We start from the raw sequence: 23,972 nt of genomic DNA, 5'->3' as shown, positions 1-23,972 counted from the left end.
GTGCTCGGCGCGGGGCGGATCGCGACCGCTGGCGACCGCCTCGCACCCGTGACCTTCGCGCAGCTCCCAGGGGTGCGCAACCGGCGTCGGCAGCCTCTCACCGCGTGATCACGCCTCCGCGCTCGGGGTCGGGACCGTGCGGGCGCCACGTAGGGTCGCCCCATGACGTCCGCGCCGGCCTGCCCGCCCGAGCCCCGCACCGACGCCCCACCCGCCGCCGACGCCGCGGCAGCGGGGGGCCGGTCCCCGCGGGTGCCGGTGGTCGGCTTCGACCTCGACATGACCCTCGTGGACTCCCGCGACGGCATCGCCGCCACGTTGGGGGCGGTCCTGGCCGAGGTGGGGGTGACGGTGACCGTCGCCGACACCTGGCCCTACGCGGGGCTGCCGCTGGACCTCATCCTGGCCGGGCTGGCCCCCGGCACGCCGCCGGAGGAGCTGGAGGTGCTGCAGGCGCGCTACCGCGCCCTGTACCCCTCCCTGGGCATCGAGTCCGTGCGCGCCTACCCCGGGGCGGCCACCGCCCTGGCGGCCCCGGCGGCCCACGGCGGGCGCAGCGTCGTCGTCAGCGCCAAGCACACCCCGAACGTGCACCGGGTGCTGGCGGTGGCGGGACTGGCCGGCGCGGTCCGGGAGGCCGACGTCGCGGGCGACCTGTTCGCCGAGGACAAGGGCGCGCGGCTGGCCCAGCTCGGCGCGACCGCCTACGTCGGGGACCACCCCGGGGACGTGCGGGCCGCCGCCGTGGCCGGGGCCGTGGCCGTGGGGGTGCCGACCGGCGCCCACGACACCGCCGCCCTCCTCGACGCCGGCGCCGACGTCGTCCTGCCCCGCCTGGAGGACTTCCCCGACTGGCTGGCCACGCACGTGCAGGACCTGCGCGCGGGCGGCGCCCGGGGCGAGGGGGAGCGGGCGGCACCGCTGCCCGGTTAACCTGGACCGACGGCCACGGAGCGCCGGCCTCACGGCCGGCCGGACGCCGGGGCCGCTCAGACACTGGACGCACCCGCCGGTGCGCGCGGACCCCCGCGGCGCCCGGCACCGCAGGCTGGAGAAGTTCGTGCCGACTGGCAAGGTCAAGTGGTTCGACGCCGACAAGGGGTTCGGCTTCCTCGCCGCCGAGGGCGGTGAGGAGGTGTTCGTGCACGCCTCGGCGCTGCCCGCGGGCTCCGCGACGCTCGCGAAGGGCACGCGCGTGGAGTTCGGCGTCGTGCAGGGCAAGAACGGCAACCAGGCGCTGTCGGTCCGCGTCCTGGACCCGGTGCACTCGGTGAGCCGCGCCACGCGCAAGAAGCCCGAGGACATGGTCCCGATCGTGGAGGACCTCATCAAGCTGCTCGACGGCGTCTCGGGCTCCCTGCGCCGGGGCCGGTACCCCGACGCCTCCGGGGCGCGCAAGACCGCCGCCGTGCTGCGGGCCGTCGCCGACGACCTCGAGGCGTGAGCGTGAGCGAGGACGCCGTCGAGGAGGGGACCGTCACCGCGCCGGCCAAGCGGGCGCGGCGGCCCCGCAAGCCCACGCTGGACGCCGCGGCCGCCGGGGCCGTGGACCTGGCCCGCGCCGCGGCCGAGGAGGTCGCCGAGGACGGCACCGTCGGGGAGCACCTCGGCGCCGCGCCCGAGGGCGACCGCGTCGTCGGGCACACCTTCGCCTGCCTGCTGCCGGGCTACCGCGGCTGGCGCTGGACGGTCACCGTCACCCGCGCCTCGCGCGCCCGCAACGTCACCGTCAGCGAGGTCTGCCTCCTGCCCGGTGAGGACGCGCTGCAGCCCCCCGTCTGGCTGCCGTGGGCGCAGCGGCTCGCCCCCGGCGACGTCGGCCCGCAGGACACCCTGCCGCGCACGGCCGACGACCCGCTGCTCATGCAGGGCTTCGAGGAGACCGGCGAGGAGGACGTCGACCGGGTCGCCTTCGAGGAGCTCGGGCTCGGCCGCGAGCGCGTGCTGTCCCCGCTGGGCCGCGACGAGGCCGCCAGGCGCTGGTACGAGGGCGACCGCGGCCCGCGCACCGAGATCGCCGAGAACGCCAAGGGGCAGTGCTCCACGTGCGGGTTCTTCCTGGCGCTGCCGGGGTCGCTGCGGCAGGTCTTCGGGGTCTGCGCGAGCGAGTGGTCGCCCGAGGACGGCCGCGTCGTCAGCGCCGACCACGGGTGCGGCGCGCACAGCGAGACCGACGTCGAGGTGACCCCCGACGAGCCGTCCACGCCGGTCGTGGACGACCTGTCCCCCGACGCCCTCGACCTCGTCGAGACCGCTGCGACCACCGAGACCACCGCGACCGGCTCCGGCACGGCGGAGGCACCGGAACCGGCTGCACCGCAGGCGGAGGGGTCCGGGTCGGGCGAGGACGTGACCGGGGCGAGGAGCTGACCGCGCCCGACCCCTTCGGGACCGCCGCCCGCCGCGAGCGCGTCCTCGCCGCCTGGAACGCCTCCCCGGCCCGGCTGCGCGAGGACGCGAACGCCGAGGAGGACGCCGCCCTCGGCGCCTACCGCGACCGGCTCGTCGTGGAGCTGGCCCAGAACGCCGCCGACGCCGCGACCGCGGCCGCCGTCCCCGGCCGCCTCCTGCTGCGCCTGCTCGACGACCCCGGCGGCGGTCCCGGGACGCTCCTGGCCGCGAACACCGGCGCCCCGCTGACCGCGGCCGGCGTCGAGGGGCTGTCCACCCTGCGGGCGAGCGCCAAGGCGGGCGCGGACCGGGACGGGAGCGGGTCGGTGGGCCGCTTCGGCGTCGGGTTCGCCGCCGTCCTGGCCGTCACCGACTCCCCCGCGCTGCGCTCGGGTCAGGGGTCGGTCCGCTTCTCCCGCGGCGACTCCGCCGACCTCGTGCGGCGGTCGGGCAGTCCCGGGGCGGTGGCCGAGCTCACCGCCCGCGACGGTCACGTGGCCGCGCTGCGGCTGCCCTTCCCCGCCCCCGACGCCGCGGCCGTCCCGACCGGCCACGACACGGTCGTGGAGCTGCCGCTGCGCGACGGCGCCGCGCGGGCCCTCGTGGAGTCCCAGCTCGACGAGCTCGCCGGCGGGGGCGGCGACGTGCTGCTGCTCGCGCTGCCGGGGCTGGCCGAGGTCGTCGTGGAACGGCCCGGGACGGCACCCGTGCGCGTCGCCGACGTCACCGACCGCTGGCGGGTGCTGCGGCGGGCCGGGCGGTTCGACCCCGCCGACGTCGCCGGTCGCGGGGTGGAGGACCGGCGTCGCCTGGGCTGGCAGCTCGCGTGGGCGCTGCCGGTGGACGAGGGCGCCCGGTCCCCGGGGGTGCTGTGCGCGCCCACCCCCACCGACGAGGACCTGCCGTGGCGGGCCCTGCTCGTCGGCACGTTCCCCCTCGGCCCGGACCGGCGGCGCCCGGCCCCGGGCCGGGCCACCGACGTCCTCCTGGACGCCGCCGCGGACGCCTACGGCGAGCTGCTCGCGCAGGTCGCCGCCGAGAGCGGCGACGCGCTGGCGCTGGTCCCGTACGGGGCCGCCGCGGGCCGGGTCGACGCCGAGCTGCGCCGGCGGGTCCTGGAGCGCGCCCGCGACGTCCCGCTGCTGCTGTGCGTCGAGCGCGTCGACGGCGCCCCGCTGCCGGTGCGGCCGTCCTCGGCCGTCGCGCTGACCGGCCCGGGCGCCGACGACCCGGCACTCCTCGCCGCCCTGGCCCCGGCGCTCGCCGGTCTCGTCGCCGCGCCGCGCGGGGCGGACCGGGTGCTGACCGAGCTCGGCGTCGTGCGGATGGGCCTGGCCGAGGTGCTGGACGTCCTGCCCGGTCAGGACCGCGCCGGCAGCCTGGCCCTGTTCACCGCGCTGGCCCCGCTGGCCGCGGCCGACCCCGTGGCCCGGGAGGCCATGAGCGGTCTGGCCGTGCCGCTGCTCGACGGCCGCCGGGTCCACGGTGCGCGAGGGCTCGTGCTCCTCGACGTCGCGCCCGACGGGGCGGACCCCCTCGACCCGGTCACCGCAGAGGTGCTGGCTCAGCACGGGCTGCGGGTCGTCGACCCCGCTGTCACCGACGGTCCCGCCCGCGACCTGCTCGTGCGGCTCGGCGCCCGCGAGGGCGGTCCGTGGGCCCTGCTCACCGACCCCGCCGTCCGCGCGGCGGTCGCGGCCTCCCCCGACGCCGAGGACCCCGACGCGGTGGCCGAGGCGGTGCTGGCCGTCGTGGAGGCCGTCGTGGGCCCCGGTGCTCCGGACCCGGCGACCGCCGACCGGGTGGCGCGGGACCTGCCGTGGCTGGCCGACCTCGCACTGCCGGACGACGCCGACGACCTGGCCCCGGCGGGGTCGCTCGTCGTCCCCGGCACCCTCGCCGCGCGGGCCTACAACCCGGCCGAGGTCGCTCCGGTGCACCCGGACCTGCTGCAGGAGTGGGGGTCCGACGTCCTGCGAGCGGTCGGTGTGCTGAGCGGGCCGGCGCTCGTCGCCCTGCCCGCGCTGGACCTGGCCGACCCCGCCGCCCTCGAGGAGGCCGCCGAGCGCGGGCTCGCGGACATCGCGGAGTACGTCGAGGAGGTCTGGGCGGACGTCGTCCACGAGGCCCCGGAGGGGACGACCGTCGAGGGGGTCGTCGCCGTCCGCGACCTCGACCTCGTCGCGGACGCGTGGCCCGACGTGCTCGCCGCGCTGGCCGAGGAACCGGAGGGGTCGCGGGCCCTCACCGCGGACTGGGTCCTCGGCCGGCACCGCCGTCCCGGGCTCACCGCGTGGTGGCTGCGCCGGCACGGACCGTGCGCCGACGTGGTCCGCGATGCGGCGGGCTCGGCCCCCGCCTGGTTGCCGCCCGGCCCCGACTGGCTGACCGTGCTGCCCGGCCCCGTCCGCCGCGCCCTCGGCGTGCTGGACGACCTCGCCACCGCCGGCACCGCCGACCTGGCCAGCCTGCTCCGCCGATCGGCCCAGGAGGCCGGCAGACCCGGCGGTCCCACGGCCGCCGACCTGCTCAGCCTGTGGAGCGCCCTCGCCCGCGCCGTCGACGAGGCCGCGGAGCTCGACGTCGCGCGACTGGCCGCCCTCGATGCGGACGGTGTTCCCGTCCCCGTGGACACCGCCGACGTCGTCGTCCCCGACGACGCGGTGTGGGCGCAGCGGACCGACCTCGGCCCGCGCCTGCTCGTCCCCGCGGCGCACGCCGTCCGGGTCGCCGACCTGCTCGACCTCGACCTCGCCTCGGACCGGGCGGACGGCGACCTCGCCCACCCCGCCGGCGTCGAGAGGGGCGTCCCCGCCGCCGCCCACGCCCTCGTGCCCGGGCTGGCGCGGACGTGGACCGAGGTGGGCGAGCTGACGTGTGACGGCGTCCCCGTGGCGTTCTGGGTGCGGGACGGCGAGGTCCTGGCGACGTCGGTCGCCGGTGCGGCCGCGGGACTCGCGGCGTCAGCGGGCGTCTGGTGGGCGCGGGCGGCGCTGGTCGGGCTCCTCGGGGACGACGCCGGCCTCGCCGCACGAGTGCTGGCGGAGGAGCTGCCGGGGCTGAGGTGACCGTGCCGCGGCCAGCAGGCGCGCAGGGTGGACCGGGACCGGTCAGGGCGTGCAAGAACGCTGCACCCCTCGAGCGACCCGCCCGGGGACGAGGCTCAATCCTCGGCGTGTCGTCCGATGGGTGCAGCGTTCCTGCACGCCTGGCACCTCGTGGGCCACCGAGAATCAGCCTGCGGCGGGCCGGACCAGACGGCGTGGGGCGGTGCCCGTCAGCGTGAGCGCCGCTCGCGGCGGTGCACGTGCGCGAGACCGATGAGCCCGAGCACGATCCCCGCGATGCACGAGCCGAGCCAGCGGCCCTCCCCCGTCGAGCGCACCTCCGGCACGACGAGGGCGACGACGAGGAGCAGCGCCCAGACGCCCAGCCCCACGAGGACGGCGCGGCGGTCGTCGGTCGTCAGCGGCGGCGGGGGCGGTTTCGCCTTCGACGGGGGCAGGAACAGCGGCACCCGGCCAGTGTCCCCCAGTCGATCGCCCGGCGGTGGACCTGGGCCGGGGAGTGGCCGGGGTCACCGCACGACCGGCACGAGGAGGGCGAGGACCTGACCCCCTCCCAGGAACACGAGGCACTGCCGGACCACCGGCCACACGCCGGGTCGCGGCTCGCCCCCGGCGTCGACGGGGCCGTCGTTCCCGCCACGACTCCACTGCCCCAGCGCACGGACCAGTCGCCGCTTCGGCGGGTCCCCCAGGAGCGAGGCCAGCAGCGACCCCGAGAAGGCGAAGACGTCCACCTCTCGCCCGACCACGTCGAGGGTGAGCCCACCTCCGTCCTCGTGGACCCCCACGTAGTGGCTCTGCTCCACGACCACCACCGCCCAGGGCTGGACGACCACGACCCGGCTCCCGCGGATCCTCACCCGCGGCGCGACGGCGGCCCGGAAGACGCCGAAGAGGAGGGCGGAGGCGACACCCAGCACTTCGTCGGGGTCCGTGGGGTCGTCGACCACCGCGTAGGCGAACAACCCGACGATGAACAGCGCCACCAAGACCCCGAACAGCCTCGTCCCCAGCCGGTAGTGGGTCTCCCGCGGGCCCCGCCGCTTCCGCCGCCGGGGTCGCACCCGGTGCCCTTGACTCACCCGGGGGACTGCGCCAGCCCCGAGGCCCCGCCGGCACGCACGCCCACCCGGCAGACGGCGGTCCCGGCGCGCCGACCCCCGACCCGGTCTGGTGGGATGACGACATGGCCTCCTCCCAGCCCTTCCCGCCGCACACCGAGAACGCCCCCGGCCGCACGGCCCTGGTCACCGGGGCGAGCAGCGGCATCGGGGCCGCCACGGTGCGGGCCCTGGCCGCCGCCGGGTTCTCGACGATCGCGGCGGCGCGGCGGGTGGACCGGTTGCAGGCGCTGGCGCAGGAGGTGGGCGGCACGGCCGTCGCGCTCGACGTGACGGACCCGGAGTCGGTGGCCGCGATGGCGGCGCAGGTCGGGGACGTCGACGTCGTCGTGCACTCCGCGGGCGGCGCGCTGGGCACCGATCCCGTCGAGAACGGTGACCCCGAGGGCTGGAAGACGATGTACGACACGAACGTCGTCGGCGTCCTGCGGGTGCACCAGGCCCTGCTGCCGGGGATGCGCCGCGGGGGCAACGCGCACGTCGTCGTCCTCGGCTCCATCGCCGGGTTCGAGGTGTATCCCGGCGGCGGCGGGTACACGGCCGTCAAGCACGGCGTGAACGCCCTCGTCCGCACGCTGCGTCAGGAACTGCTCGGCGAACCCGTCCGCGTCACCGAGATCGCCCCGGGCCTGGTGGAGACGGAGTTCTCCCTCGTCCGGCTCGGCTCGCAGGAGGCGGCGGACGAGGTCTACGACGGGCTGACCCCGCTGAGCGCGGAGGACGTCGCGGACGTCATCGCGTTCGCGGTGACGCGCCCACCGCACGTCGACCTCGACAAGGTCGTGCTCCGGCCCCTCGCCCAGGCCGACGCCGCGCACGTGCACCGCGTCTGAACCCCGCCCCGGGCGGGCGCAGGATCGCGGGCAGCGTTCCGCACCCCGGTCGCGTCCCACCGTCCCCCGCCTGTCCGTAGGTCCGTCCCTCCCCCGTCCGCGACCGAGGGCGACCCGCGGCTGCAGGACCCGGTGGCGGACCAACTGACGCGGCGCGGCCTACCGACCGCCCCGGACGACCTGCACGTCACGACGGGTTCCAGCGGGCGCCGACTATCCTCACGACGGCCCTGCCCTCCCCCGGCTCGGTCGTCGCGGCGGAGGAGCCCAGCTACCTCACCGCGCTGCAGTCGTTCGCGCTCGCCGGTGCGGAACTCACGGGCGTCGGGAGCGACGACGGCGCGCTGTCCGAGGCCGTCGAGGACGGATCCGTGCGGGGAACTGCGCCACGCGGGCACGCCGGAGCCGCCGCTGGCCGCGCGACCGGCTGCACTGCAGCACGTCCTGCACCCGGGCAGCTTCTCGAAGATCGGCGCGTAGAGATCTCCCGGGTGGGCCGCGCGCTAGGGACGTGAGGCGGTGACCGGTCCGGTGGGCAGCCGGCCGGCCTCCACCGGGCGGCCGAACAACCACCCCTGGGCCCGGTCGCACCCCATGTCCCGCAGCATCCTCGCCTGCAGCTCGGTCTCCACGCCCTCGGCGGTGACGACCATGCCGTGGGCGTGGGCGAGGCTGATGAGGGCCCGGACGACGGCCTCGGCGCGGTCGGAGGAACCCAGCGGGCGGACGAAGCTCATGTCGATCTTGAGGAAGCTCAGGGGGAACCGGTCGAGGTAGGACAACGAGGAGTACCCCGTCCCGAAGTCGTCGAGACCGACGCGGGCGCCGATGCTGCGCAGTTCCCCCAGGCTGGCGCGCGTGGAGGTCGACAGGTCGATGAGGGTGCGTTCGGTGACCTCGGCCAGCAGCGAACTGCCCGAGGCGCCGGTCGACTCCACGCTGTGGGCGAGGCGGTGCGCGAACGCGGGGTGCTCCAGCGTCTTGCCCGAGACGTTGAAGGACACCTGCAGGCCGACGCCGTCGCGGCGCCACTCCCGCAGTTGCCGCAGGACCTCCTGCAGGACCCAGGTGTCGACGTCGACGATGAGCCCGGTGTCCTCGGCGGTGTCGACGAAGTGCTTGGGTTCCAGGATCCCCTCGACGGGGTCCTCGAGCCGGACGAGGGCCTCGGCGGCCACGAGCTCGGACGTGCGCAGGTCCACGATGGGCTGCCACACGACGCGCAACCCGTCGGTGCGCAGCGCCCGCCGGACGCGGTGCTCGGCGACGTGCCGGGCCTGGGCCTCCTCGCGCATGGCCGAGTCGTAGACGGCGACGCGGTCCCGGCCACCGTCCTTGGCCCGGTACAGGGCCATGTCGGCGCTGCGGAACAGGTCGTCGGCGGTGCCGTCGTGGCCGAGGGCGATGCCGGCGCTGGAGGTGCAGACGAAGGGTTCGGGCAGGCCGGGCAGCAGCATCGGGGCGCGCAGCCGGCGCAGGACGTCGCGGGCCATGAGGGAGGCGGCCTCGACGCGGCCGACCCCGGGCACCATGACGACGAACTCGTCCCCGCCGAGGCGGGCCAGGACGGCCCCGGGCGGGGCGGCGTCCTGCAGCCGGACGGCGACCTGGCGCAGCAGCGCGTCGCCGATCTGGTGCCCGAGGGTGTCGTTGACGAGCTTGAACCGGTCCAGGTCGAGCAGCACGAGCGCGACGGCGTCCTGCGCGGTGGCGCGTTCCAGGGCCTCGGCGAGGCGGACGTCGAGCACGGACCGGTTGGCCAGCCCGGTGAGGGAGTCGCACTGGGCCAGGCGGACGAGTTCGCCGGTCGACTTCTCCTCGGCCGAGACGTCGAGGACGAGGCCCTGCACGACGCTGGAGCTCCTCGTCGCCAGCGGCACGCTCATCCCGAGGAAGGTGTGCTCGCGCCCGTCGGGGGAGGTCACGCGGAACGGGTAGGGGGCGGAGGTCCCGGCGTGGGCGGCGGGGTCCTCGACCCCGGTGAACGGTCCGCGGTCGTCGGGGTGGATGCGCGCGCGCCAGGTCTCCAGGTCGGGGTCGGGGTCGGTGGCGGACAGGCCCAGCACCTCCCGCAACCGGTCGTCGAGGGTCACGACCCCGCTGGCGGGGTCCCAGGACCAGGACCCCAGGCCCGCCAGGCGCAGCGCCCCGGACAGCACCAGCCGTGCCCCGGCCGCCTCGCGGTCGGCCCGGGCCGCGTCGGCGGTGGCGACCAGGGCGCGCCAGGCCGCCCCGGCGGACCCGGCGAGCAGTTCCAGCCGGGTGGCGCCGGCGGCCGCGGCCCCACCGGGCCCCCAGGCCGCCAGGCGCGGGGCGCGGGGGTGGCCGGGGACGAGTTCGACGACGGCCACGGGCGACATCCGCGTCAGGTCGGCGCCCGTGATCCGCTGGCCCGGGACGAGCATGAGGTCACCACCGGCGGCGAGCACCTCCAGCTCGCGGTGCCGGGAGCGGGCCACGGTCTCCAGGAGGAGGACCCGCGCGTACCCGGCCGCGCACACCTCCTCGACGAGCTCCCCGGCCAGGGCCGCGACGTCGGTGCAGTCGGTGAAGCGGCGCTGGGCGCGCAGGAGCACGCCGGCGAGGTCGGGCGAGGCGGGTGCGGGTCCCGACAGGTCGATGCGGTCGTGCTGGTCGCCGCCGAACCCGGTGTCCCCCGGGGTGTCCCGGGCGACGGCCGCGGCCGCCCGCTGCAGGGCCCGTCGCGCCCGCAGGGTGGCCGACGTCGCCGACGATCCGCTCACGTCCCGGCCCACCCTCCACCACGCGGACCCGGAGTCCGCAGGATTATTACGCAACGTGACTGATACTAACGCCGAGTGCACCACGGGGGAACCTGTTCGGGAGTCGCGCCCGGTCTTTCGCGGTGGTAATTAGCAAAGGCAAGGACTATGGTGTCCCCATGCCACCACCCACCTCCCCCGAGTCCCCGGGTGCGGGCACCGTGCACACCCCCTCCCGCCCGGCCCCCGAGGACGTCGCGCTGGACCGCCTCGCCGTCGACCTGCGCATCTCGCTGCTGCGCACCGCCCGGCGGCTGCGGGCCCAGAAGAGCCTCGACGACCTCACCGACGGGCAGTTCTCCGTCCTGGCCCACCTCGTCAACGGCGGGCCCCGCACGCCCGGTGAGCTCGCCGAGGCCGAGCACGTCCGGCCCCCCTCGATGACGCGGACCATCACCTCCCTCGTCGAGGCCGGGCTCGTCTCGCGCACCGACCACCCCGACGACGGCCGGCAGGTGCTCGTGGCCGTCACCGACGCCGGCCGGCAGGTCGTCCTGCAGACCCGGGCCCGCCGGGCGGAGTGGCTGAGCCGGCGCCTGGAGGACCTCAGCCCCGCCGAACGGGCCACCCTGGCCGAGGCCGCCGCCCTCCTGACGCGGGTGGTCAGCGAGTGAACCAGACCTTCCGCTCCCTGCGGCACCGCGACTACCGGCTCTGGATCAGCGGCTCCCTGGTGTCCAACGTCGGCACGTGGATGCAGCGCGTGGCCCAGGACTGGCTCGTCATCCAGGTCCTGACCCACGGCTCCGGCACCGCCGGCGGCATCACGACCGGCCTGCAGTTCGGGCCGATCCTCCTGCTCGCCCCCCTGGCCGGGACCATCGCCGACCGCTTCGACCAGCGCCGCACGCTCATGGTGACCCAGGCCGTCATGGGGTTCCTCGGGCTCGTCCTGGGCGTCCTGGTGATGAGCGGGGCCGCGCAGCTGTGGCACGTCTACGTGCTCGCCGTCCTGCTGGGGTGCGCCTCGGCGATCGACGGCCCGGTCCGCCAGACCTTCGTGGGGCAGCTCGTCCCCCGTGAGGACCTGCCCAACGCCATCGGCCTGAACTCGGCCTCGTTCAACTCCGCCCGGCTCATCGGCCCCGCCCTGGCGGGGGTCCTCATCGCCTGGATCGGCACCGGGCCGGTGTTCGTGCTGAACGCGGCCTCGTTCCTGGCCCCCCTCCTCATGCTCCACCTCATGCGGCCCGCCGAGCCCGCGCCGCGGGCCAGACCGGCCCGGGGCACCGGGGGCATGCGCGAGGGCCTGGCCTACGTGCGTGCCCGGCCGGACCTGCTGGCGATGTTCGCCCTCGTCGGCGTCGTCGGGACGTTCGGGCTGAACTTCCAGCTCACCAGCGCGCTCATGACGAGCGTGAAGTTCGGGACGGACTCGGCCGGGTACGGGCTGGCGGGCACGGTGCTCGCGGTCGGTTCCCTCGCCGGGGCTCTGGTCGCCGCCCGCCGCGAACGCCCCCGGCACCGCCTGGTGATCGGCGCCGCCCTCGCCTTCGGGGTCCTGGCCTCGCTCGCGGCCCTCATGCCGTCGTACGCGCTGTACCTGCTCGTCCTGCCGTTCATGGGGCTGGCCTCCCTGACGCTGCTGACGGCTGCCAACGCGACCGTCCAGCTGGGCACCGAACCCGCCATGCGCGGGAGGGTCATGGCGATCTACATGTCGCTCATGCAGGGCGGCACCGTCGTCGGTGGGCCCTTCGTGGGGTGGATGGGCACCCGGTTCGGCCCCGAGTGGTCGATCCTCGTCGGCTCGATCCCCTCGGTCGTGGTGGCCGTCGGCGCCGGGGTGTTCCTGCTGCGCCGGGCCCGGGTGCGGGTGCGGTACTCCTGGAAGGGGTCCCCGCACGTGCGGCTGGTCCCGCTGCGCGACGGCGGACGGGACGGCGGACGGGACGACGAGCGGGACGACGAGCGGGACGGCGAGCGGAACACGGCCGCGGCGTAGTCCGCGGCCGTCGGGCGGGCGGACAATGGGAGGCGTGCCCACCGACCTGACCTCCGCCCTGGCCGACGTCCGGACCCTGCTGCTGGACGCTCCGCACCTGGCCCGGGCCGTCGCGGCCGGGCGGCGCAAGGGCACCGAACCACCGGCCGCCGAACGGGTCGAGGTGCGCCCGGTGCTGCTCAAGGCCGGTCCGCACCTGCAGTTCACCGCCCGCACCGGCCCCGTCGTCTCCACCCGCAACGTGCCGGTGGACGCGGCCGGCGAAGCGGTCGACGACCTGCTGGCCGAGCCCTACGGCAACCTGCACGTCGAGACGGCGACCGAGGTCGTGCAGGTCCGCGTGACCAAGAAGGGCGAGGCGCAGGTCCACCGCGCCGCCGCCCGGCACCAGGCGGGTCCGGCCGGGCACGACAAGGCGAAGAACCGGCTCGTCGACCCCGACGACCCGTTGTTCCGCGTCCTGGGGGCCGGCGGCGACAAGCGGCGGCAGGTGGAGGCGTTCGTCCGCCAGCTCGCCCCGCTGGCCCCGGCCGTGCTGTCCCGGCCCGGTGAGCGGGTGCGGGCCGTGGACCTCGGCTGCGGCAACGCCTACCTCACGTTCGCGGCGCACCGCTGGCTCGGGGACGCGGCGGCGGCCGAGGGCAAGGTCCTGACCACCGTCGGCGTCGACGTGCGCGAGGACGTCGTGGCGACCGGCCGTCGCGCGGCGGCGGAGGCGGGGCTGCCCGGGCTGGAGTTCGCCGTCGGCTCGATCGCGGGCGCGGAACCCTACGGGGGCCCGGACGCGCCGGACGTGGTGATGGCGCTGCACGCGTGCGACACCGCGACCGACGAGGCCCTCGCGCGGGCGGTCCGCTGGGGGGCGCCGCTGGTCCTGGCCGCCCCGTGCTGCCACCGCGACGTGCAGCGGCAGTTGCACGGCAACCGCACCCCGCTGGTGCGGCACGCGATCCTGCGCGAACGGTTCGCCGACGTCCTCACCGACACCCTGCGCTCGCTCGTGCTGCAACTGCTCGGGTACCGCGTCGAGGTCGTGGAGTTCATCGACTCCGCGCACACCCCGCGCAACGCGCTGATCCGCGCCGTCCGGAACGGCTCGGCTCCCCGCGCCGCCGCCCGGGCCGACCTGCTGGCCGAGTTCGACGAGCTCACGCGGACGTGGGGCGTCTCACCGGCCCTGGCCCGGATGCTGGAACCCGAACTCGCCGCGGTGCGGACCGCGGCCGGGGCTCAGGCAGCGCTGTAGGTCAGGCACTCCGTCCCGCCGGAGGCCGACGCCCCCACCTCGACGCTCGCGGCGGTGCACGTGAGGTCGGAGTTGTGCGAGCAGTCGGCGAGCTGACACGCGCCCACGTGCCCGTCCCGCGTCGGGGAGTGCTTGGTCGGGATGCCCAGGAAGGTGGCGCAGTGGTTCGCGCCGTGGTCGCCCACGGTGATCGCCGGGGCGTGGCACGACGTCGAGGCGTTGAAGGTGCAGCCCTCGGCGGAGCACTGGTGGATCGGGGTCAGGTCCAGGTTCACGGTCGCCATGGATCGAAACTAGCCAGGGAAATGCGTCACCGCTAGCCAGGAACGCCTTTCCTGAACACCACCGAGAATGCAGGTCAGGCTTTCCTCAGTCGTTCCACCACGTGGTCCACGCACGCCGTCAGCGCCCGCACGTCCGCGGGGTCCACGGCCGGGAACAGCCCGATCCGCACCTGGTTCCGGCCCAGGCTGCGGTACGGGAAGACGTCGAGGATCCCGTTGTCCCGCAACACGTCCTGCACCGCACCGGCGTCGATCGAGGGGTCGAGGTCGATCGTGGCGACGACCTGCGAGCGCGCCGCGGGTTCGGCGACGAAGGGGCTGGCCCACTCCCGCCGCTGCGCCCAGTCGTAGACGTGCGCGGAACTCTCGGCCGTCCGCGCGGTGGCCCAGTCCAGTCCGCCCCGGGCGAGCATCCACTCGACCTGCTCGGCGAGCAGCACCAGCGTCGCCACGGCCGGGGTGTTGTACGTCTGGTCCTTGCGCGAGTTCTCCACCGCGATCGACAGGTCCAGCGAGGCGGGCGTCCAGCGGCCGCTCGCGCCGATCTCGTGGACGCGCTCCAGGGCGGCCGGCGACAGCACCGCGATCCACAGGCCCCCGTCGGAGGCGAACGCCTTCTGCGGGGCGAAGTAGTAGGCGTCGGTCTGGGCGAGGTCGACCGGCAGGCCCCCGGCCCCCGACGTCGCGTCCACGACGACCAGCGGCCCGCCCCGCTCCGGCGCCGGGCCGGCGGGCCGTTCGACGGGGGCCATCACCCCGGTGGAGGTCTCGTTGTGCGGCCAGGCCACGACGTCGACCCCGTCCGCGACGTCGCCGAGGCGGGGCAGCGTCCCGGGTTCGCCCCGCACCACGACGGGATCGGCGAGGAAGGGCGCGGCGGTCGTGGCGGCGGCGAACTTGGCCGAGAACTCCCCCAGGACCAGGTGCTGGGCGCGCTCGCGGACCAGGCCGAGCGTCGCCACGTCCCAGAACGCGGTGCTGCCGCCGTTGCCGAGGACGACCTCGTACCCCGGCGGCAGGGAGAACAGGTCCGCGATCCCGGCCCGGACGCGCCCGACGAGGGACTTCACGGGCGCCTGCCGGTGGGAGGTCCCCAGCACCGTGCGCCCGGCGGCCGTGAGCGCGGCGAGCTGCTCGGGACGGACCTTGGAGGGCCCGGACCCGAACCGGCCGTCGGCGGGCAGCAGGTCGGCCGGGATGCGCAGACCGGTGGCGTCAGCAGTCACGGGTGGCATCCTGCCGCACCGCAGCGACCCTCCCGTCCCTCTGGCCCCGGCACGTCCGCGCGAGGAGGATGACGCGGTGAGCGCTGACCTCGAACGCTTCGTGACCGCCTCCGACGGGACGCACGGGCGCGCCCTGGCCGAGCTGCGGGCGGGCCGCAAGACGTCGCACTGGATGTGGTGGGAGTTCCCCCAGCTCCTGCTCGGCAGCTCCCCCACCTCGGTCGCCTACGCCCTGGCCGGCCTCGACGAGGCCCGCGCCTACCTCGACCACCCCGCCCTCGGCGAGCGCTGGCGGGAGAACTGCGAGGCGTTGCTGGGCCAGCCCTCGCGGGAGGCCGCCGCGGTGTTCGGCGGGGTGGACGCGCTCAAGCTGCGCAGTTCGGCGACGCTGTTCGCCGCGGCGGGGAACGGGCTCGCCCGGCGGGTGCTGGAGGAGTTCTTCGACGGCGCGGCCGATCCCGCGACGACGGACCTGCTGCGGCCCGGGCGGTCCACCTGATCCCCGGCGGGCTCATCCCCGGCGGGCTCATCCCCGGTGGGCCGGCGCACGGAGGGCTCCGGTGACGCTCAGCGCCGCCGGCCGGGTCGGCCTGGCGGGCGCGGCGGTGGTCGGGGTCGCCTTCGGGATGGCCCGCTACGCCTACGGGCTCACCCTGCCCGCCGTCCGGCAGGACCTGGGCCTGTCCGAGGTGGTGCTCGGCCTGGTCGCCAGCGCCACGTTCGCCGGGTACCTCGCCGGCCTGCTGCTGGCCGGGCCCCTGGCCGCCCGGCGGGGGCCGCGGGCCTGCACCAGCGTGGGCGGGGGGTGCGGGGCGCTGGGGGCGGTCGTCGTCGCGGCCGCTCCCTCCCCCGGGTGGCTCGCCGCCGGAGCCGTGCTGGCCGGCAGTGCGGGCGGGTGGGCCTGGGCGCCCTACTCCGACATCGTGACGCGCACGGTGCCCGTGCCCCGGCGGTCCCGGGCGCTGGCCCTGGTCACCACCGGCACCAGCGGCGGGCTGGTCCTGCTGGGCGCCCTGGCGGTCCTGGCGCTGTCGGGGTCCTGGCGGCTGGTCTGGGCCGGGGTCGCGGTGGCCGCGGTGGGCGCGGCGGTCGTGAACCTGCTCCTCGTGCCGCCGCTCGCGCCGCCGGCCCGCTCCCCGCGGCGGACCGCCGGACCGGGGGCCACGACCGGGCTGGTCGGGCGGTTGCGGGTCCCGCTGGCCTACTCCCTGGTCTACTTCGCCGTCGTCGTCGTCTACTTCACCTACGCCGCGGACCTCCTGGCCGGTGGGGACGTCCCCGCCGCCGTCCCGGCGCTCTACGCCGCGGTGGGGCTGAGCGGGGTGGTCGCCCTGGCCACCGGGACGTTCGCGCGGCGGCTGGGCAGCGCACGGGTCGCGGCCCTGTCCCTGGTGACGGTCGGCCTCGCGCTGACGCTGCTCGCCCTGGCCGGGACCTCGCTGACGGCGACGGTCGTCTCGGCCGGCACGTTCGGGGTGGGGTACATGACCGGCTCGGCGGTGCTCGCGGTGTGGACCGCCGAGGTGGTGCCCGCGCGGGCGGGGGCGGCGTTCACCGTCTGCCTGGTCGTCGGCGCCCTGACCTCGGTCGCGGCCCCGGCCCTGGCCGGGGCGCTGATCCCCACCCTCGGGCTCGGGCCGCTGCTGCTCGGGACGGCGGGCGTCTCGCTGCTGGGCGGTGCCGCGCTGCTGGTGCCGCGCAGGTCCCGGGCCGCCCCCGGCCCGCCGGTCGGGTGAGCGCGGGGTGAGCGCCGGGTGAGCGTGGCCGACCGGCCCCCGCGGCGCGGGCCCGTGGGGCGCGGGGGCTGCGGGGGGCTCGACGGCCGCGGCCGGGACGGACGGGGTGGGGTCAGACGCACTCCTCGAACCGCTTGCGCACCAGGCGCGCGACGTCGTCGGGGTCCTCGGCCCACCAGCGCTGGGACAGGATCTCCACCTCGACCGGGCCGGTGAAACCGGCGTCGGCGACCAGGCCGGACAGGTGGGGCAGGTCGATCAGGCCGTCGCCCATCATCCCGCGGTCCAGCAGCAGGTCGGAGGTCTGCGGCAGCCAGTCCGAGACGTGGTACCCGGCGACGCGGGTCCCGGCGCGGGCGATCTGCGCGGCCAGCTCCGGGTCCCACCACACGTGGTAGGCGTCGACGATCACGCCCACGTCCTCCCCGGGGTCCCCCCCGAGCTCGTCGGACAGGTCGAGGGCCTGACCGAGCGTGCTGATCACCGACCGGACGCCGATCATCATGGGGTGCAACGGTTCCACCGCCAGCCGCACGCCGGCGGCACGGGCGTGCGGGAGGAGGGCGGCGATGCCGTCGCGCACCCGGGCGCGGGCCCCGGGCAGGTCCCGGTCCAGCAGGGGCCCGCAGACGAGGACGAGCGCGTCCGCCTCCAGGGCCGCGGCCTCCTCGACGGCGCGGCGGTTGTCGTCCAGGACGGCGGCGGGGTCGGCGGCGGGGTCGGTGAACATGCCCCCGCGGCAGACGGAGCTCACGTGGAGCCCGGCCGAGCGCACGAGGTCCACGGCGCGCTCGAGGCCGACCGCGGCGATCCTGTCCCGCCACACGGCGATCGAGCCGATCTCGTGCCGTTCGCAGGCGGCGACCGCTGCGGGCAGGTCGAGGGAGTTCAGGGTGATCTGGTTCAGGCTCAGCCGCGCGGTGTCCATGTCCACTCCGTCGTCATCGCTGGAATGCGCTTTCCCGCACCTTGGCACACCCGCCCGTCCCGGTCAACGCCGCCCCTGCCCCGGTGCGGTCCCGGTCCCCCACCGGGCCCCCCGACCCGCGCGCCGGCGGCGGGGCGCACGCTGAGACCGTGCCCCGCGTGCTCCCCCGCCCCGCCCCGGCCCTCACCGCGCTCGTCCCCGGCCTGCTCGTCGTCGCCCTCGCGACCGTGCTGGCCCTGGGCCTGGAGCGGCTGACCCACGTCCTGACTGCTTCGACCGTGGCCGTGGCGCTGGGCGCGCTCGTCCGCTCCACCGGGGCGTTCCGGGCCTCGTGGAAACCGGCGACCGGGTTCGCGTCCAAGCGCCTGCTGCGCATCGCCGTGGTCCTGCTGGGTCTGCAACTGCCGCTGTCGCAGGTCCGCGACCTCGGCTGGGGCGGGGTCGTGCTCGTCGTCGGCGTCGTCGCGGTGACGTTCGGCGGCACCCAGCTCCTGGGCCGGGCCCTGGGCCTGGGGCGGGCGCGGTCGCTGCTCGTGGCGACCGGGTTCTCCATCTGCGGGGCCTCGGCCATCGCCGCCGTGCGACCGGCGACCGACGCCGACGACGAGGACGTCGCCACCTCCATCGCCCTGGTCACCCTGTGCGGCTCGCTCGCCATCGTGCTGCTGCCCCTGCTGCGCGTCCCGCTGGGGCTGGACGTGCACGCCTTCGGCGTCTGGGCCGGGGCGAGCGTCCACGACGTCGGGCAGGTGGTCGCGACCGGCGACCGGGTCCCGGGGGCCCTGGAGACGGCCGTCGTGGTCAAGCTGTCCCGCGTCCTGCTGCTGGCCCCGCTCGTGGCCCTGGTCGTGCTGCACCGCCGCCGGGCCGCCCCGGCGACCGGGTCCACCGCACGCCCGCCCGTGCTGCCGTTCTTCGTCGCCGCGTTCGTCGTCGCCGTCCTCGTCCGCGCCACCGGTCTCGTGCCCACCGCCGCCCTCGACGGGGTGCAGCACGTGCAGTCGGTCCTGCTCGTGGCCGCGCTGTTCGCGCTCGGGACCGGCATCGACGTGCCGCACCTGCTGCGCACGGGCGGCCGGTCCCTGGTCCTGGGCCTGAGCTCCTGGGTGCTGGTGGCGGGGGTGTCCCTGGCCGGGGTGCACCTGCTGCACGTGGGGGGCTGAGCGTCCCCGCACCCCCACCCGCACCGGCCCCCGGCTGCACCCACGGCTGCACCCACGGCTGCACCCACGGCCGGTGGGGATGGGACCGGGGGTGGGACCGGCGTGCACGGTGCCCCCACGACCGCCCCGCCGGTCCCACAGCGGCCCCCACGGGTGCACCCGCGAGTCCCGGCCGTGAGAACACCCGTGGGTGTCCGGCCGAGGTCACCGGGGCGACGCGACCGGGACACCCACGGCTCGCTCCACGTCGGTGCAGCCGTGGGTGCAGCCGTGGGTGTCCCCGTGGGTGCACCTCGCGCGACGGACCGGGCGCCGGACCGGGCGGCGCTCAGCCGCCGACCCCGACGACCCCGTCCACGCGGCACCGCAGCAGCTCACCGACGATCTCGGCCTCCCGCACCCGGTCGCGGTCGCCGAGGGCGTCCCGCCCGGTGCACAGCAGGAGGACGACGTGCCCCGCCGCGGCCCGCGAGTCCACGCGGGTCGAGAGGCGGGTCGGCACGGGTCAGCGCAGCGGGCGGGTCCACCGGTCCAGGCGGCCGATCCGGCGCAGCGCGGTCGCGACCCCGGCCGGCGGGTCGGACACGAAGGTGTCGCGGCGGCGCAGCGCGGCGAAGTCCACCTGCGCGCCGCGGGGGAACTCGACCCCGGCGCCGGCGAGGACCGTGGCGAACTCCTGGGCGACCAGGCCGTACCCGCAGGTCGTGGGGTGCAGGCCGTCCAGGCCGATCAGGCCGCCCGCCAGCAACCGGCCGGTGTCGTCGGTGAGCGGGAAACGGGTGTCCAGGTCGCCCAGCGCGGCCGGCAGCGGGTAGGGCGCGAACTCCGGGGGCCGGGCACCGAGTTCCTCGTTGCGGCGCACGGCGAGGCGGTCGAGCATCGCCCCCAGGTCCACGACCCGCCAGTCCCGCCCCCGCTCCCGGGCGGCGGTCACCACATCGAGCAGGGCCCGGTTGTACCCGTCGACGGCCTGGTCCACCGCCCAGACGTCCAGGCCCGTGAGGTGGCGGTCGCGGCCGGGGTCGAACGTCCCCTCCTCGGCCCACGGGCGGGCGTACCAGCGGAAGTACCGGCCGCACCCGGGCAGCGCGCCGCCCAGGCCGCGGGCGATCGGGGGGATCGTCACGTGCGGGACGGTCCCCCACAGGACGCGGTCGGCGCCGACGGCCGCGACCTCGCCGGCCACCTCGGCGAGCTCGGCCGTGAAGTCCGGGACGGTCCACACCGTGTAGGCGTCCTTGGCGTCCAGGTCGCGCAGCCGGGGCCCGCTGGGCACCACCTGCAACTGCACGACGCTGCGCAGGACGTTGTTCGACCCCAGCCACACGCACAGGTTCTCGACGCCGCCGGCGAGGGCGCGCGCCGCCCGCAGCGAGGTCAGCGCCGTCCCGCCCGGGGTGCGGGACCCGTCGAGCACCTCGACCGCGGACCGCGCGTTCGGCGCCTGGACCCGGGGGTCCAGGCGGGTCAGCGGGCCGGACCGCAGCCGGGCGCGTTCGGTGTCCGCGGTGCGCGCGAGGTGGTCGCGCAGGTCCCAGCCCCACGTCGCCAGGGCCTCGTGGCGCAGGCCTCCCCGCGGACCCGGCGGGCGTTCGTAGGCCCGCTGCACCTGCAGCGCGTACCGCACCCCCGCGACCAGCCCCGGCAGCAGCGGGCGGGTGAGGGTGCGCCGGGCCGCGAACTCCAGGTTCAGCGGGTACCCCCCGGGGCCGCGGTCGTGCGGGCGGGCGAAGGGGACCCCGAGCAGGTCGGCCACGAGCGCGGGCCAGGACAGGGCCCGGTCGTGCACCGCGTAGTGCTTGAACCCCTGGGTCAGGGAGTCCCCCACCGCGACCAGCCGGTGCGCCCGCGACCGGTCCGGCGCGGCCGGGACGTCGATGCCCAGGGTGGGGTCCTCGACGGGCGGGCGGACCGCGGTGGTCAGGGTCAGGCCCAGGTCGGACGCGGCGCTCGGCACGGGCCGCAGTGTGCCCTCCCGGGCGCGGACCCGCGTGCCCGCCCCGACCCACCCCGGCGGCGGCCCACCTCGGCGGGTGGTTCCACCCCGGGGACCGCCAGCCGGACCGTTAGGCTGGGGCCGTGGAGGATCCGGCGGGACGACGGGTGGACTACGGCCAGCGGCACCTGGTGGAGGCGGACCTCGCGCCGACCCCCCTGGCGCAGTTCCAGCGGTGGTACTCCGAGGCCGTGGACGCGGGCACGGCCACGGTTCCCGAACCCAACGCCATGACGCTGTCCACGGTCGAGGAGGACGGCGTCTCGGCGCGCACCGTGCTGCTCAAGGGGGTCGACGCGCGGGGTTTCGTCCTCTACACGAACCTGCGCTCGCGCAAGGCCCGCGGCGTCGCGCACGACCCGCGGGTCTCCCTCGTCTTCGGCTGGTTCGGGATGCAGCGCCAGGTGTGCGTGCGCGGGCGGGCCGAGCAGGTGCCGCGCGAGGAGACCGAGGCGTACTTCACCTCCCGCCCCTACGGTTCGCGGATCGGGGCCTGGGCCAGCGAGCAGTCCGCCCCGGTCGAGTCGGCCTCGACGCTCGACGAGCGGGCCGCGGGGTTGCGCGAGCGCTGGCCGGACACAGGGTCCCCCGCCGACGTGCCGACCCCGCCGCACTGGGGAGGGCTGCTCGTGCGGGCCCACGAGGTCGAGTTCTGGCAGGGCCGGACCTCGCGGTTGCACGACCGGCTGGTGTTCACCGCGTCGGGGGCCGGCACCGACCTCGACGTCGCGGGGAACTGGTCGGTCGGACGCCGTCAACCCTGAACCCCGCGGGGCCGAGGCGGGTACCGTCGGGACATGGAACGGACCCTGCACACCCGGTTGCACGCCGACGCCTGCGAGGCCTACGACGCGCTGCACGCGCAGGTCCCGGCCGACCTGCTCCAGGCCCTCGCTGACGCCGGGGTGCGGGACTGGCGGATCTGGCGCGACGGGCGGGACGTGTTCCACTGGCTCGACGTCGAGGACTACCGGGCGATGCGCGAGCACCTGCGCGACCACCCCGCGAACATCGCCTGGCAGGCCCGCGTGACCCCGCTGCAGTCGACCCCGGACGACTACTCCGGCGACGACGACGGTCTGCCCGCCGTCTGGAGCTTCCGGCGTCAACGCGCTGCCGCGCAGGGGGACTGAGCACCGTGGCGGTCACCGACGACGCGATCGAGCGCATCAAGGGGATGATCCTGGGCGGGGAACTGCGCCCCGGTGACCGCCTGCCCCGCGAGGCGGAGCTGTCCGCCGCGCTGGGGTTGTCGCGCAACTCCCTGCGCGAGGCCGTGCGCGCCCTGGCCCTCATCAACGTCCTGGACGTGCGCCAGGGCGACGGGACCTACGTCTCCAGCCTGGAACCGGGCGTGATGCTCGACGCGATGACGTTCGTCGTCGACGTCCAGCGCGACGACTCCCTGCTGGAGTTCCTGGAGGTCCGGCGGCTGCTGGAACCCCCGGCGACGTCGATGGCGACGTTGCGGATGGGCGAGGCGGAGATCGCGGGCCTGGCCGACCTGCTCGACGAGCTGGGCCCGGACCCCAGCGTCGAGGACCTCGTCGCGAACGACCAGGAGTTCCACCGCCGGATCGCGCTGGGGGCGGGCAACTCCGTCCTGGCCTCGCTCATCGAGAGCTTCTCCGGCCCGCTGCACCGGGCGCGCGTGTGGCGCGGGCTGACCCAGGAGGCCGCGACGACGCGGACCCTGGCCGAGCACCGCGCCATCCAGCAGGCCATGGCCGCCCGCCAGCACGACGTGGCCCACGCCTGGGCGCAGGTCCACGTCGCGGGCGTGGAGCAGTGGCTGCGCTCGGTCAGCGCGGCCCGTCGCGCCGGGTCGGGAGCGTCTGCTCCCGGGACGTGACCGGGCGGTCGTCCGCGCCGACCGGACGGGTCACCCCTGACCCCGCCGGGTCACGTCGAGGTCGACCACCGTGGGGCCGGGCACGGTGGGGGCCGGGACGTCGACGACGACGCGCCCGTCCTGCGCACGGGCGGGCACCGGTGTCCCGTCGAGCAGCCGCGCGGAGCCGGGATCGGCACCCGGCAGGTCCAGCGCCACCTCCCCCGCTACGTCGACGACGGCGTGCACGACGTTCCCGGTCCGGGTGAACCGCACCCAGGGCGCGTCGGAGGGGACCGCGCCCTCGACCGGAGTCGTCCCGTGCACGGCGGAGGAGTTCACGGCCATCCAGTCGGCCACACCCTCCAGGCAACGCCGCTGCAGCTCGGGGATGCGCCCGGCCTCGTCGGGGCCCACGTTGAGCAGGAAGTTCCCGCCCCGGGACACGACGTCGAGCAGGTGCCGGACGGCCCCGGGGCCGTCGAGGTACTGGGTGGCGTCCTCGACCTGGTTGTAGCCGAAGGACAGGCCCACCCCCCGGCAGTTCTCCCACATCCCGGACCCCTCGGACTCCTTGCCGGCCTGGTACTCGCTGGTGCGGAAGTCCCAGTGGGTCAGGCCCCACCGGTCGTTGACGACCCCGTCGGGGACGGCCGCGTAGTAGCGCTCCAGGATGCGCGCGAACGACCTCGGCCCGTCCGGTTTGCCGGCGTCGGGCCACTCGATGTCACCCCACAGCACGTCGGGGCGGTACCGGTCGACGAGGTCGACGACGTGGGCGAAGGCGTACTCGTTGTACGCCGCGTCGACGGGGCGGTTCTCCTCCAGGGGGTCGCCGGTGTGGGGGCCGGAGTCGGCGACGTGCCAGTCCAGCCCACCGGAGTAGTAGGTGCCGAAGCGCAACCCGGCCCGGCGGGTGGCGGCGGCCAGGTCGGCCACCAGGTCCCGCTTCGGCCCGCGGTGGACGGTGTTGCGCTCCCCCGTGCCGGGTGCGTCCCACAGGGCGATGCCGTCGTGGTGCTTGGTGGTGGGGACGACGTACCCCGCACCGGCCCGCCGGAACAGGTCGACCAGGTCGTCGGGGTCGAACGCGGCCGCCGTCCAACGGTCCAGGAACTCGTCGTAGGGCGCTCCGTCGTGGACGGTGCGGTGGTGCTCCTGGGCGGGGCTGCCGTCGATGCGGATGGTGTTGTAGTACCACTCGGCGTAGGGGTTGTGCTTCATCCACTCCCGTCGCTCGACGGTGCCGAGTTCACCGGTGGGTTCGGCCCAGGCGGGCACGGAGTAGGCGCCCCAGTGGATGAAGATGCCGAACTTGGCGTCCCGGTACCACTGCGGCACCTCGCGCTCGAACGCCCGGTACAGCTCGGGCCGCTGGGGGGTGTCGGTGAACATGGCCACGGTGGTTCCTCCTGGGGTCT

23 protein-coding genes are annotated in these 23,972 nt (G+C 76.3%); 14 read left to right on the top strand and 9 right to left on the bottom strand.

Annotated features, from left to right (window positions below):
• Positions 1-162 precede the first annotated feature (162 nt).
• The 4 genes from AB2L27_RS13360 (at position 163) to AB2L27_RS13345 (ending at position 5,459) form a co-directional block, all read left to right on the top strand.
• Positions 163-933 carry an HAD family hydrolase gene (locus AB2L27_RS13360; protein ID WP_370441968.1) on the top strand — a complete coding sequence of 257 codons (771 nt, stop codon included), beginning with the start codon at positions 163-165 and terminating at the stop codon, positions 931-933.
• A 127-nt stretch (positions 934-1,060) separates the two neighbouring features.
• Positions 1,061-1,444 (top strand): cold-shock protein, encoded by a 384-nt coding sequence (locus tag AB2L27_RS13355; RefSeq protein ID WP_370441967.1) that lies wholly within the window; start codon positions 1,061-1,063, stop codon positions 1,442-1,444.
• Between the two features lie 2 nt (positions 1,445-1,446).
• Positions 1,447-2,370 (top strand): DUF3027 domain-containing protein, encoded by a 924-nt coding sequence (locus tag AB2L27_RS13350; RefSeq protein WP_370441966.1) that lies wholly within the window; start codon positions 1,447-1,449, stop codon positions 2,368-2,370.
• 137 nt (positions 2,371-2,507) lie between these two features.
• Positions 2,508-5,459 carry a sacsin N-terminal ATP-binding-like domain-containing protein gene (locus tag AB2L27_RS13345; protein WP_370441965.1) on the top strand — a complete coding sequence of 984 codons (2,952 nt, stop codon included), beginning with the start codon at positions 2,508-2,510 and terminating at the stop codon, positions 5,457-5,459.
• 209 nt (positions 5,460-5,668) lie between these two features.
• Here the strand turns inward: AB2L27_RS13345 and AB2L27_RS13340 are convergent, their stop codons facing one another.
• Both AB2L27_RS13340 and AB2L27_RS13335 read right to left on the bottom strand, forming a co-directional pair.
• Entirely contained in the window at positions 5,669-5,908 is a 240-nt protein-coding gene (locus AB2L27_RS13340; RefSeq protein ID WP_370441964.1) for a DUF2530 domain-containing protein, read from the bottom strand.
• 60 nt (positions 5,909-5,968) lie between these two features.
• Complete coding sequence (locus AB2L27_RS13335) at positions 5,969-6,448, bottom strand: hypothetical protein (protein ID WP_370441963.1); 480 nt, start codon at positions 6,446-6,448, stop codon at positions 5,969-5,971.
• Positions 6,449-6,645: 197 nt separating this feature from the next.
• On the opposite strand from AB2L27_RS13335, the gene AB2L27_RS13330 reads away from it, so the two are divergent.
• Positions 6,646-7,413, top strand: coding sequence for an SDR family NAD(P)-dependent oxidoreductase (locus AB2L27_RS13330; protein ID WP_370441962.1), 768 nt, complete (start codon positions 6,646-6,648; stop codon positions 7,411-7,413).
• A gap of 503 nt (positions 7,414-7,916) precedes the next feature.
• Here AB2L27_RS13330 and AB2L27_RS13325 read toward each other — a convergent pair.
• Positions 7,917-10,157: a putative bifunctional diguanylate cyclase/phosphodiesterase gene (locus AB2L27_RS13325; protein ID WP_370441961.1), complete on the bottom strand. Its 2,241-nt coding sequence runs from the start codon at positions 10,155-10,157 to the stop codon at positions 7,917-7,919.
• Positions 10,158-10,315: 158 nt separating this feature from the next.
• Between AB2L27_RS13325 and AB2L27_RS13320 the strand changes: the two genes are divergently transcribed.
• The 3 genes from AB2L27_RS13320 to AB2L27_RS13310 are packed head-to-tail and all read left to right on the top strand — an operon-like array spanning position 10,316 to position 13,387.
• Entirely contained in the window at positions 10,316-10,810 is a 495-nt protein-coding gene (locus AB2L27_RS13320) for a MarR family winged helix-turn-helix transcriptional regulator (RefSeq protein ID WP_370441960.1), read from the top strand.
• Entirely contained in the window at positions 10,807-12,141 is a 1,335-nt protein-coding gene (locus tag AB2L27_RS13315; protein ID WP_370441959.1) for an MFS transporter, read from the top strand. Before AB2L27_RS13320 ends, AB2L27_RS13315 begins: the two co-directional genes overlap by 4 nt.
• A 34-nt stretch (positions 12,142-12,175) precedes the next feature.
• Positions 12,176-13,387: a class I SAM-dependent methyltransferase gene (locus tag AB2L27_RS13310; RefSeq protein WP_370441958.1), complete on the top strand. Its 1,212-nt coding sequence runs from the start codon at positions 12,176-12,178 to the stop codon at positions 13,385-13,387.
• Here the strand turns inward: AB2L27_RS13310 and AB2L27_RS13305 are convergent.
• Together AB2L27_RS13305 and serC are read right to left on the bottom strand one after the other, a co-directional pair.
• Positions 13,372-13,671, bottom strand: coding sequence for a DUF1540 domain-containing protein (locus tag AB2L27_RS13305; RefSeq protein WP_370441957.1), 300 nt, complete (start codon positions 13,669-13,671; stop codon positions 13,372-13,374). The two genes, AB2L27_RS13310 and AB2L27_RS13305, sit on opposite strands and share 16 nt — an antisense overlap.
• Positions 13,672-13,745: 74 nt before the next feature.
• On the bottom strand, positions 13,746-14,897 hold the full coding sequence (gene serC, locus AB2L27_RS13300) for a phosphoserine transaminase (protein ID WP_370441956.1): 1,152 nt from the start codon (positions 14,895-14,897) through the stop codon (positions 13,746-13,748).
• A 76-nt stretch (positions 14,898-14,973) separates the two neighbouring features.
• Between serC and AB2L27_RS13295 the strand changes: the two genes are divergently transcribed.
• A complete protein-coding gene (locus tag AB2L27_RS13295) occupies positions 14,974-15,396 on the top strand; it encodes a DUF1810 domain-containing protein (protein ID WP_370441955.1) in 423 nt (140 codons plus the stop codon).
• 61 nt (positions 15,397-15,457) lie between these two features.
• Positions 15,458-16,633 (top strand): MFS transporter, encoded by a 1,176-nt coding sequence (locus AB2L27_RS13290; RefSeq protein WP_370441954.1) that lies wholly within the window; start codon positions 15,458-15,460, stop codon positions 16,631-16,633.
• Positions 16,634-16,745: 112 nt separating this feature from the next.
• Here AB2L27_RS13290 and AB2L27_RS13285 read toward each other — a convergent pair whose 3' ends face one another.
• Positions 16,746-17,561, bottom strand: coding sequence for a sugar phosphate isomerase/epimerase family protein (locus AB2L27_RS13285; protein WP_370441953.1), 816 nt, complete (start codon positions 17,559-17,561; stop codon positions 16,746-16,748).
• Positions 17,562-17,710: 149 nt separating this feature from the next.
• Between AB2L27_RS13285 and AB2L27_RS13280 the strand changes: the two genes are divergently transcribed.
• Entirely contained in the window at positions 17,711-18,724 is a 1,014-nt protein-coding gene (locus tag AB2L27_RS13280; protein ID WP_370441952.1) for a YeiH family protein, read from the top strand.
• 328 nt (positions 18,725-19,052) lie between these two features.
• Here AB2L27_RS13280 and AB2L27_RS13275 read toward each other — a convergent pair whose 3' ends face one another.
• Both AB2L27_RS13275 and AB2L27_RS13270 read right to left on the bottom strand, forming a co-directional pair.
• Positions 19,053-19,226, bottom strand: a complete 174-nt coding sequence (locus AB2L27_RS13275) for a hypothetical protein (protein WP_370441951.1) — start codon at positions 19,224-19,226, stop codon at positions 19,053-19,055.
• Positions 19,227-19,229: 3 nt separating this feature from the next.
• Positions 19,230-20,681 carry a hypothetical protein gene (locus AB2L27_RS13270; protein ID WP_370441950.1) on the bottom strand — a complete coding sequence of 484 codons (1,452 nt, stop codon included), beginning with the start codon at positions 20,679-20,681 and terminating at the stop codon, positions 19,230-19,232.
• A 122-nt stretch (positions 20,682-20,803) separates the two neighbouring features.
• On the opposite strand from AB2L27_RS13270, the gene pdxH reads away from it, so the two are divergent.
• Genes pdxH through AB2L27_RS13255 form a run of 3 tightly spaced genes read left to right on the top strand, consistent with a single transcriptional unit; the run spans position 20,804 to position 22,572 of the window.
• Positions 20,804-21,484, top strand: a complete 681-nt coding sequence (gene pdxH / locus AB2L27_RS13265) for a pyridoxamine 5'-phosphate oxidase (protein ID WP_370441949.1) — start codon at positions 20,804-20,806, stop codon at positions 21,482-21,484.
• A gap of 33 nt (positions 21,485-21,517) precedes the next feature.
• Positions 21,518-21,853: an L-rhamnose mutarotase gene (locus tag AB2L27_RS13260; protein WP_370441948.1), complete on the top strand. Its 336-nt coding sequence runs from the start codon at positions 21,518-21,520 to the stop codon at positions 21,851-21,853.
• Between the two features lie 5 nt (positions 21,854-21,858).
• Entirely contained in the window at positions 21,859-22,572 is a 714-nt protein-coding gene (locus AB2L27_RS13255; protein ID WP_370441947.1) for a FadR/GntR family transcriptional regulator, read from the top strand.
• Positions 22,573-22,602: 30 nt separating this feature from the next.
• Here AB2L27_RS13255 and AB2L27_RS13250 read toward each other — a convergent pair whose 3' ends face one another.
• Positions 22,603-23,946: an alpha-L-fucosidase gene (locus AB2L27_RS13250; RefSeq protein WP_370442001.1), complete on the bottom strand. Its 1,344-nt coding sequence runs from the start codon at positions 23,944-23,946 to the stop codon at positions 22,603-22,605.
• Between the last annotated feature and the right edge of the window lie 26 nt (positions 23,947-23,972).

The sequence above is a fragment of the Kineococcus halophytocola genome (assembly GCF_041276425.1).
Classification (GTDB): domain Bacteria; phylum Actinomycetota; class Actinomycetes; order Actinomycetales; family Kineococcaceae; genus Kineococcus; species Kineococcus halophytocola.
This window is presented reverse-complemented; position numbering and strand designations above follow the sequence as displayed.

Bases quoted from the DNA above. Each gene is read 5' to 3' on its own strand.
- AB2L27_RS13260 (WP_370441948.1), top strand. From the start codon at position 21,518: ATGGAACGGACCCTGCACACCCGGTTGCACGCCGACGCCTGCGAGGCC.
- AB2L27_RS13360 (WP_370441968.1), top strand. From the start codon at position 163: ATGACGTCCGCGCCGGCCTGCCCGCCCGAGCCCCGCACCGACGCCCCA.
- AB2L27_RS13250 (WP_370442001.1), bottom strand. From the start codon at position 23,946: ATGTTCACCGACACCCCCCAGCGGCCCGAGCTGTACCGGGCGTTCGAG.
- AB2L27_RS13285 (WP_370441953.1), bottom strand. From the start codon at position 17,561: ATGGACACCGCGCGGCTGAGCCTGAACCAGATCACCCTGAACTCCCTC.
- AB2L27_RS13320 (WP_370441960.1), top strand. From the start codon at position 10,316: ATGCCACCACCCACCTCCCCCGAGTCCCCGGGTGCGGGCACCGTGCAC.
- AB2L27_RS13305 (WP_370441957.1), bottom strand. From the start codon at position 13,671: ATGGCGACCGTGAACCTGGACCTGACCCCGATCCACCAGTGCTCCGCC.
- AB2L27_RS13330 (WP_370441962.1), top strand. From the start codon at position 6,646: ATGGCCTCCTCCCAGCCCTTCCCGCCGCACACCGAGAACGCCCCCGGC.